This window comes from Nitrosomonas supralitoralis (assembly GCF_003011925.2).
GTDB classification, from domain to species: Bacteria; Pseudomonadota; Gammaproteobacteria; order Burkholderiales; family Nitrosomonadaceae; genus Nitrosomonas; species Nitrosomonas supralitoralis.
On the sequence record NZ_PXXU01000082.1, the window covers coordinates 1 to 8,524 of the forward strand.

Annotated in this window: 7 protein-coding genes and 3 pseudogenes; 4 read left to right on the forward strand and 6 right to left on the reverse strand. The window is 40.8% G+C overall.

Translation table 11 applies throughout. The annotated features are described in order from the left end of the window. Positions 1-967: 967 nt before the first annotated feature. From C7H79_RS15810 to smbP, 3 genes are all read right to left on the reverse strand, one after another. Complete coding sequence (locus tag C7H79_RS15810) at positions 968-2,248, reverse strand: esterase/lipase family protein (RefSeq protein ID WP_106708223.1); 1,281 nt, start codon at positions 2,246-2,248, stop codon at positions 968-970. A 233-nt stretch (positions 2,249-2,481) separates the two neighbouring features. Then, complete coding sequence (locus tag C7H79_RS15815; protein WP_106708224.1) at positions 2,482-2,991, reverse strand: Hachiman antiphage defense system protein HamA; 510 nt, start codon at positions 2,989-2,991, stop codon at positions 2,482-2,484. An 815-nt stretch (positions 2,992-3,806) separates the two neighbouring features. Next, positions 3,807-4,328 carry a small metal-binding protein SmbP gene (gene smbP / locus C7H79_RS15820; RefSeq protein ID WP_242447343.1) on the reverse strand — a complete coding sequence of 174 codons (522 nt, stop codon included), beginning with the start codon at positions 4,326-4,328 and terminating at the stop codon, positions 3,807-3,809. Between the two features lie 19 nt (positions 4,329-4,347). On the opposite strand from smbP, the pseudogene C7H79_RS15825 reads away from it, so the two are divergent. Then, positions 4,348-4,524 (forward strand): annotated as a pseudogene (locus C7H79_RS15825) (IS1595 family transposase); the annotation flags it as partial. Positions 4,525-4,550: 26 nt separating this feature from the next. Here C7H79_RS15825 and C7H79_RS19125 read toward each other — a convergent pair. Then, a pseudogene (locus C7H79_RS19125) lies at positions 4,551-4,854 on the reverse strand (integrase core domain-containing protein); the annotation flags it as partial. A gap of 3 nt (positions 4,855-4,857) precedes the next feature. On the opposite strand from C7H79_RS19125, the pseudogene C7H79_RS15830 reads away from it, so the two are divergent. Then, positions 4,858-5,032: pseudogene (locus C7H79_RS15830) on the forward strand (integrase core domain-containing protein); the annotation flags it as partial. 243 nt (positions 5,033-5,275) lie between these two features. On the opposite strand, the gene C7H79_RS15840 reads toward C7H79_RS15830, so the two are convergent. Both C7H79_RS15840 and C7H79_RS15845 read right to left on the reverse strand, forming a co-directional pair. After that, complete coding sequence (locus C7H79_RS15840) at positions 5,276-5,587, reverse strand: YMGG-like glycine zipper-containing protein (protein ID WP_106708225.1); 312 nt, start codon at positions 5,585-5,587, stop codon at positions 5,276-5,278. Between the two features lie 462 nt (positions 5,588-6,049). After that, positions 6,050-6,247, reverse strand: a complete 198-nt coding sequence (locus C7H79_RS15845; RefSeq protein WP_147383640.1) for a hypothetical protein — start codon at positions 6,245-6,247, stop codon at positions 6,050-6,052. Positions 6,248-6,416: 169 nt separating this feature from the next. On the opposite strand from C7H79_RS15845, the gene C7H79_RS18130 reads away from it, so the two are divergent. Together C7H79_RS18130 and putP are read left to right on the forward strand one after the other, a co-directional pair. Further along, complete coding sequence (locus tag C7H79_RS18130; protein WP_172592478.1) at positions 6,417-6,554, forward strand: hypothetical protein; 138 nt, start codon at positions 6,417-6,419, stop codon at positions 6,552-6,554. 300 nt (positions 6,555-6,854) lie between these two features. Next, a complete protein-coding gene (gene putP / locus C7H79_RS15850) occupies positions 6,855-8,366 on the forward strand; it encodes a sodium/proline symporter PutP (protein ID WP_309477335.1) in 1,512 nt (503 codons plus the stop codon). Positions 8,367-8,524 lie beyond the last annotated feature (158 nt).

Below are 8,524 nucleotides of genomic sequence, written 5' to 3' on the forward strand. Positions count from 1 at the left end.
TGTCTTGGTCAAAATATTACTCCAGCTCTATGTTTCCTATCATCTCTTGGAAAAACGAGACAGTTTCAACATTTAATTGTTACATAGCCTTTTAAAAGCATCCACAATTCTGACAACACACAATAGTTACTAAAACAAACTTAATGTCAAGATGATAAACGTCACATAACTATTTGATAAAAACACAATAATGCAAGTGTTAACTTATTAGTCAATCTAAGTAAATCCCTTAGAAAATTGCAGGTTAGCTCACCAAGGAATGAAGCTATACACAAAGTTATCCACAGAAATTGTGGATAGTTGAAGAAACTCTATGACAAATAAGACAATATCGCGAAAGCGATAGCTAATTTTTAAGAATCCTGTCGCACCCGAATTATTATTTTTAATCTGCAGCTAGCAAATTTAACAGACCGCGGCGACCTTACTGAGAATCGATAGCCTTTTCACCGCAATATTATTTAACGATCGAGTTAGGCCCATTAGTTTGTCAGGCAATAATTTAAGTTATTAATAAGATGGTAGATTCAATTTCGAAGTGCAACTCCTAACGGTGATTTGGTGTAGCGAACGATCTTTCCGTAGAATTGCACTAAGCAATAACCCTAGATTATCCCCCGCTTGTTAATGGGTATAGCCTTTTTCTAGAATGAATCTGGCAGCATCTTGCTTAAATTCCAATGTGTATATTTCGGTTTGCATCGCTTTATTTGATTTATATTCATCGTCACCTCGTTAAGACATTATAAATTTTCCTGTTAAAGTGTCCGGTTTAATTGAATCATTACAAAAGCATATGATGCGCAAGGTAGATGAGAATGGAGGAGAGTTGACAAGATATCCTATGCTAAGCAATTTATACGCTGACAGAACAAAGCCGCCTAGTGTTAAAAACCAACATATCTGTTTACTTGAAATATTCATTTTTACAGTTAATGCGACAGAGCCGGAATTTATATATTTGCTTTTATTGTAAATTACTCAGAATTTTTGCTCCTACGCTGATATCAGTTGTCTCGCATGTGTGAGTTTCACCTATTTTCCCGACAAAAGGCACATCTAAGTTATTACCACATTCTTGGAAAGCAATATCAATGTTAACCGATTCGTGTAAAGGTAGAAGATTACCTGCCACCGTCATCAAGTCCTGCGAAATACGTGACACGATACCATCACCATCATCGGAATCAACCAAACTGACCAAAGTAGGCTGCCCCGTTCCAATTATCGAAACATACGAGACATTAGAGGGAAGTGGATAGGTATTCAAATCATTAAGAATATTTAGAGCCTCACTATCGGGTTTTAATTCTTTGACTGCAGTACTTTCTGGATCTATATCCAAAGATAAAAGAGCACAAATGCCGACATCACCAGAAAAATTCAAAATATCAAATTGATTTCTACACTGCTCAGCCCAGAAACTTCCTTGATGGGGGGTCCCAATCATCATAAGTTTGGCAACATCCTCCCGATACGGAATTCTCGTTACAGAATCTGACACCCGCGCCAATCCTTGCAGATATTCTCTTGCAATTAGTCCTCCCGAGCTGTGGCTTACCAGAATAACCTTTGTTTTATCAGGATTTGCAGCCAAGACTGCTTCAATAATTACTGACAGTTCACCTCCCTGAACATCCAACGATAAGCCCTGACTATTAGAGAAATTTAACGAGTAGAAATCGCCTGCACTGCCCGTACAAAAATCAAGCGAGCTTAAATCGGTTGGACATTGAATTTCAACAGATTTTGTGGCGTAATTGTAGACAGGATTCCCTCCGAATATCGAATTACCATTATTTATAAGATAATTCCTATAAGATTTCCAGGTATCTGCAGAAGAAGCTAAGCCATGAATGAAAATGACAGGGTATAACTTTTCACCGCATCCGGACATTTTTAACCAAGTGGATAAGTCACCCACATCCTGCAGCGAACTATCAGGTCCCTTGTAATATACATGGTTGTCGACGGAAGAAACACCTAAGTAAGCATTGGTGGTTGGAAAATAGCGGTACGTGTAAGGTGAAGAAAACTCTGCACTTGATACCAGAGGGGAAAACAGCTCCGGATAGAACGTTTGCGCCCAATTGAACAAGCATTCAATATTTTTGAGAGGCGGCTCAGTATTAGCAGCTTGTACCGGGGAGTATATAGTCACTGCTGTGTTACAAATCAACATAAGAATTATCAATCTTAATGTGGTGCTTGCAGATACAGAATAACCTTTGCGTTGTTGGCTGTTCATGGTTCTTTTCCTATAAGTACGTGAGGCGACACAATCACTCCTTCCAACGAAGAAGAAACAAAACTCTTTTAAAACGTTTTATGTCTGAATCTTCATCCGGTTAAGCGCATAATACTGAGTCATTTAAAAACAAAAACTTTAAGATTTATGAGGTACTTCGATGATCAGCATGTTTAGTATAACCCAAAGGCTCTTCTATAAAACTTCTCCTTCAAAATCTTATCTCTAATGACTCATTTTGTTAAAAGCCGAACTTGATTGGGTATTTTAAACTTCACTCGCAGTAAAAGTGAGGCGTTCTCTTCAAGCAAAGCTATTAAAGATTTCGCTTCCAGCCGTGATGGACCTATTTTGTTCTTAATTAAATGAAATTCAGTTCTCAAATAATCAGTTTCTAAGAGATGTACAATCTCAACACAAATATCGTTAATCCCTGTCAACATCATTGTAGAATTTTGTCTCACCGATCCAGATTTCAAGACCATCATCTTTTTTACAACATGAATCGCATCAAATCCCTCAACAGTTTCGTTAACTGAATTTTTGTAGTAGATTTTGCTGACCGCTGGAATTGTTTCGTATATTTGTCGAATTGCAATGTGAAGTAGTATTTCATCACGCAAGCCGCATTTCTCAGTCTGATATAAAATTTTCGCGCCTTTCTTTATTATGCGCACCACACTGTGATGCCCCATTTCTTTTAACTCAGAATGATTCAAGGCAAACTTTGGCAGCCATTCCATTCCATTACATTACATTACATTGTTAACTAACTGATCATTTCTCCAATCCCCGCGGTCAAACCTGTAATGATTCAATTAAACCGGATACTTTAACAGGCAGATTTATAATGTCTTAACGAGGTGACGATGAGTACAAATCAAATAAAACGATGTAGATCGAAACACACATTGGAATTTAAGCAGGATGCTGCCAGATTAGTTCTAGAAAAAGCTATACCCACCAACAAGCGGTGGGTAATCTAGGGATATCGCTTAGTGCAATTGATCGCTGGGTCAGAGCAGAGCGAGGATCGACAACAGATGGCGAAACAAAAGAAGTTGTTCTGAATCTAGCTGACCAAGCTGAATTAATTCGCTTGCGTCGAGAATATGAGCATCGATATTTTTTAATCAGTGCCTGATGAAACTTTAAGATTGTGGCAGGCATCAGTATAACCGCATATTTTATGAAGTAGTTCTGCGCTGATAAAAAATGCCAGATAGACCGAACAAGATGCGATCAAAAGAAGTTAGTCGAGGGGCGCATGATCGTTGACGTGATATCGTTATCAGTTGTTGTTTTAGTGATAAGTTTTCTGCAAATACAGTTTTTATGCCGCCCGGTCTAATGAACCTGGCAAGTCTCGCAAAAATGGATCAAGAATTAAATATTTTCGGTCATCCTGGTTATCATACGCATTCGTAGACAAATGGAAAGTTGGGCTGAAGCATCGATTCCGCGAGTAAATTGGTATTCCGAACACTACAGGTTAAATTAGCAGACAAAAAACAGCGGGATTTACCCACTGTCTTTTATCATACTGAAATTACTTCGATTATTTTATAGCCTGCTTAAAATGTTTTACAGCATCTGTCGCAGCTTGCTTGGCTTCATCAATATCTCCATCTTCACCTTCCTTAATAGCATCATCTAAGCACTTAATGCCCTCATCTAGGTGTTTACGGTCAATTATTCGATCTCTTTGGTTTTTCGCAGCATTCGCTTGGTTTTTAGCCATTCTTGCATGATGGGCAATAGCTTTCCCATCGGCTGATTTAGCTGCAGATTCAGCATGCTGAATTGCTTGTTCCAAGTGACTAGATTCTGCTATCGCACCAAATGAAAAAAGAGCCATGACTAAGATACTGCTAAATAATGTGATTGTTTTCATGTTCATTTTATCTCCTGTAAAATTTGATTTAAGCGATAATGAGAACCTCAAATCAGGTATTTCATCATCTAAAAGAGTAAATGCAAAAACAAGATCGATTTGTATAATACCTACATCGTTGAATAAAAATATATAAGACGATGTTCTGACATCGCCCCTGTAAATACTACCCTCTTTTATTCGCATTGGATACACACAGGATACTGCAGGTCAGAGAGTTATAAACAACATCTATCATATTCAGAACGTCAATGCTTATGATAGCCGGTTCAAGCAATGGATGAGGAAGTTTAATGGAGGGACGACACGTTATCTTAGGAGCTACCTCGGACGGCACAGTGAAGTGGCCTCACTTGATTGGACAATTATTCCCATATCTTAAGTGAAAATCTTGCGTTAATGCCTACGCTATTTTTTTGCACTGCAGGTAGGTTGCAGGTTTTCGAAGTGGAACAGGTTTGGTGTTTTGTCGTCAAGCGTGGTGTGAGGTCTATTTTGGTTATAGAACAATGAAATATTGTTCTAAGCCTCTCACTTTGCATCATATACGCTGTCGTAGGCGTGCAAATATGTCTCTTCGTATTTGCACGCGCTTCCAAAGCCGTACAACAAACACGTTGTCACGCCAGCTACCCTTGCCATCCATACTGATCTGGATACCGTTATCCTTCATCAGCCCGATGAATTCCAAGCTGGTGAATTGGCAACCTTGGCTGCCAATATTAAAGCTTCTGTGGGCAGTGTCGGCGATTCTTATGACAATGCACTGGTCGAAACAATTGACGGATTATACAGGACAGAAATCATACGGCATCAAGCTTCCTGGGAACAATATTGATGAAGTGGAAGCCACTCTGGAGTGGGTTGACGGATTCAACAATCGCCGATTAAAAGGGTCAACTGATGCAGCCTGACTCAAACAAATAATTCTCCAGAAATATCGGACAGATTCTTACCTCGGATGGCACAGAATGATTGATCGTCTCGGTCAAAGTATACTTCAACCCTTTGTTTCATAGCACCTATGGGCAAAGCAAGGCAGGTTCAACAACTATTTGTGACATAGCCTAAGTGAAGGCTTCAAGGGTATTTGATTTCAGATCACTGAATCTTCATTCAGCCATTATTGCGCATCAGCATCTACCCTTCTTTGCTTGGCCGGGAGGACAGTGATAACCGTGATTCCAATTACCTCTATACTCATAGCGCGGATTTCTTTGGGGAATCGCATGAAGCTGTCCCTGATTTGTGGTGACGGTAGTTCCTATCGCTGCACCTAGCGCCCCACCGGCAATGGCACCGCTGCGACCACCAAGCTCGTTACCGATTGCAGCTCCCGCAGCTCCACCAATAGCTCCACCAATAGCTGCGTCAAGTGTAGAGTTATCTGCGGCAACATCCACAGCTACCAATATAAGCATTAATGAAAAATATTTTAGATTCATGCAGTAATCACCCTATTTCTAATTTATCAGTATTTATATTACTCAACGTCACTGGTAATAAGAACTTTAGAAAACATAAACATATTACCTGCTATTCGGGAATCTAGTTGGAGAGACATGGTTTTTTCCACATCCAGCCGTTCAATGAAGTTATCTATTGACAATAGCCTCATGAATTGTATAGCTTAGTTAATTTTGGCTCATCCATACACATTGCATTTTCCCTTGTTACTTTCGGAAAAACACCATTTAATTTCCTGGTATTACAGACAGTTAATTTCATCCCTATTCACTCAACCCAAGGAGACCGACTATACCCATCATTTTCAAATCAATCCACCACCAATCAGGAGGCATTACATAGTAAATCGGCCTACATACAGCTTCAATCAGCCGAATAATATTCGACAAATCAACATCATGTTTATTCCGATGGACAACCATCAGTCACTCAGGAATAGGCTAATTATGCAATTTATCTAAAGCTCTGACAGCATTAATCGTTGCTGCATATTCATTACAATCGACATCTCTCCGTTGTGCCTCCGTCATCCATTCTTGCCTTAATTCTAACGGGCTATTTGTATTAATTATGAGTTTCTCGCAAACCTGATAATCCGTAAGCGTGAGATTGTAAGCCCGGCGCTCTTCGGGAGTCATGCTCATGCATCCAGACAAAATTATGAAAGATAGAAATACTACAATTAATTTGTTCATGTTAATTATCATTTGTTTGTTCTTTTGGTATCGCCAAGTTAACTTTCAGGTACATCCGAAACATTGTAATTGCAGACTTTAAACTAGCGTTCGCTTTTGCTCGAGCTTTTCGATGAGAAAGCTCAACGCGATTGTTGAAGCTCTGAAAAAATATCGTGAATCGATTCTCCAGATTGTTAGAGGCGGTGTCTCAGCTTTCTGGCATCTTTTTGACCAAAATCCTCCAAAAACGACTCGATTCATGAGTTAAATCCATATAGAGCCACACCGAATGTTGTATGATTTTATATGGAAGTCGATAAAGTTTGTATAGGACCGCTAAATTAATCATCTCGCTATTGTCGCCCAGGTACAGTTAACTGGGTAGTATTGTTTTAAGGCTATCATTAGAGCCATTCAATTGGCTGGGCTGTTGAATCCGACAATAGTCGCGCCTTACCAGCGAGCCCTTGAGTTACGCTCAGACATGACGTCATGATTCCCTCGCATTAATGCTACATGTACTAATTCTTATGTAACCAAAGCACTCAGATTGTTTATGCATGATGCAATGTTAGTTTCACTCTTTGCGTATTTTTTCTTGATGATGGCCATCGGTTACTACGGCTATCGAAATGCGACAAGTGATGTTTCTGAATTTATGCTCGGTGATAGAAAACTTCATCCTGCTATTGGAGCACTTTCTGCCGGTGCATCCGATATGAGTGGCTGGATGCTGATGGGATTGCCTGGCGCTATCTATCTCAGTGGTATAAGTGCTGCGTGGATCGCTGTTGGCTTGGTGATAGGTGCCTATTTTAATTACCTGCTGGTGGCACCACGCCTGCGGATCTATACAGAAATGACGGATGACGCGATAACTATCCCGGACTTTTTTGAAAAGCGATTTTTGGATACCTCACGATCACTACGCGTACTGTCGTCGATCGTAATCATCGTTTTTTTCACCCTCTACACTTCATCAGGCGTGGTCGCCGGCGGCAAACTTTTTGAAGCTTCATTTGGCCTGGACTACGAGATCGGTTTGTTTATTACAGCTAGTGCAGTTGTCGCATACACACTATTCGGTGGTTTTCTTGCCGTTAGCATTACCGACTTTGTCCAGGGCTGCATCATGTTTGTCGCCTTGGTGCTTGTACCCAGTGTCGCCTTTATCGACTTGGGAGGCTACAATACTATAAGCAGTACTTTGATCTCCATAGACCCAGAATTTCTCAACTGGTTTAGTGGCGTAACGCTACTTGGATTGCTATCGAGCCTGTCGTGGGGGCTTGGTTACTTTGGTCAGCCTCACATCATCGTGCGTTTCATGGCTATTAGAACACTGGGCGATATCCAGAAGGCACGCCACATTGGCATGAGCTGGATGCTGGTCACGGTTCTGGGCGCGGTGGCGACCGGTCTGGTTGGCCTTGCCTATGTCACGGTTAGAGGCGGTTCGCTTGCTGATTCAGAAACGATATTTATCTATCTCTCTCAGGTACTTTTTCATCCTTATATCACCGGTTTTCTTCTGGCTGCCATACTTGCCGCTATTATGAGCACAATCTCGTCGCAATTACTGGTGTCATCAAGCTCGTTGACCGAAGATTTTTACAAAAGTTTTATTCACCGTGACGCGAGTCAGCGCGAACTCGTTCTGGTCGGTCGCTTGTCCATTCTCGGTGTTGCGCTGGTTGCCATTGCCCTGTCCTTCGATCGCTCCAATTCGATTCTATCCCTGGTCAGTAATGCCTGGGCCGGTTTTGGTGCGGCGTTTGGGCCCATTATTTTGTTGAGTCTGTATTGGCGTAATATGACGCGTGATGGAGCGCTGGCGGGTATGATTACCGGTGCAGTCACTGTCCTAGTCTGGATTTATGCACCAATCCAGATCGATGGTAAAAACCTAACCAGCTATCTATACGAGATTATTCCTGGCTTTATTCTGTCATTCATCGCCGCCATTGTGGTGAGCCTGTTTACATCTAAACCGCAGGCTTGTATTACCGATCGATTTGATAAAATGAGACAGTTCATCACCGAATACGTCGATAAGAGAACACTGCGAAAAAGCAATTGAACTTGCGATTCCCAGTCGTGTGCAAAATATTATTTTAAGCTGCAACTGGCAAATTAAACAGACCACGGCAGTGCGATTTCCGTCGACGATTTCTCAATGACATTATTATATTTACAATAATTGTCGGTATTAAAAGCTTTATTGCAAAGAATGTTTTT

Bases quoted from the DNA above. Each gene is read 5' to 3' on its own strand.
- C7H79_RS15810 (WP_106708223.1), bottom strand. From the start codon at position 2,248: ATGAACAGCCAACAACGCAAAGGTTATTCTGTATCTGCAAGCACCACA.
- C7H79_RS15840 (WP_106708225.1), bottom strand. From the start codon at position 5,587: ATGAATCTAAAATATTTTTCATTAATGCTTATATTGGTAGCTGTGGAT.
- smbP (WP_242447343.1), bottom strand. From the start codon at position 4,328: ATGCGAATAAAAGAGGGTAGTATTTACAGGGGCGATGTCAGAACATCG.
- putP (WP_309477335.1), top strand. From the start codon at position 6,855: ATGTTAGTTTCACTCTTTGCGTATTTTTTCTTGATGATGGCCATCGGT.
- C7H79_RS18130 (WP_172592478.1), top strand. From the start codon at position 6,417: ATGAGAAAGCTCAACGCGATTGTTGAAGCTCTGAAAAAATATCGTGAA.
- C7H79_RS15815 (WP_106708224.1), bottom strand. From the start codon at position 2,991: ATGGAATGGCTGCCAAAGTTTGCCTTGAATCATTCTGAGTTAAAAGAA.
- C7H79_RS15845 (WP_147383640.1), bottom strand. From the start codon at position 6,247: ATGACTCCCGAAGAGCGCCGGGCTTACAATCTCACGCTTACGGATTAT.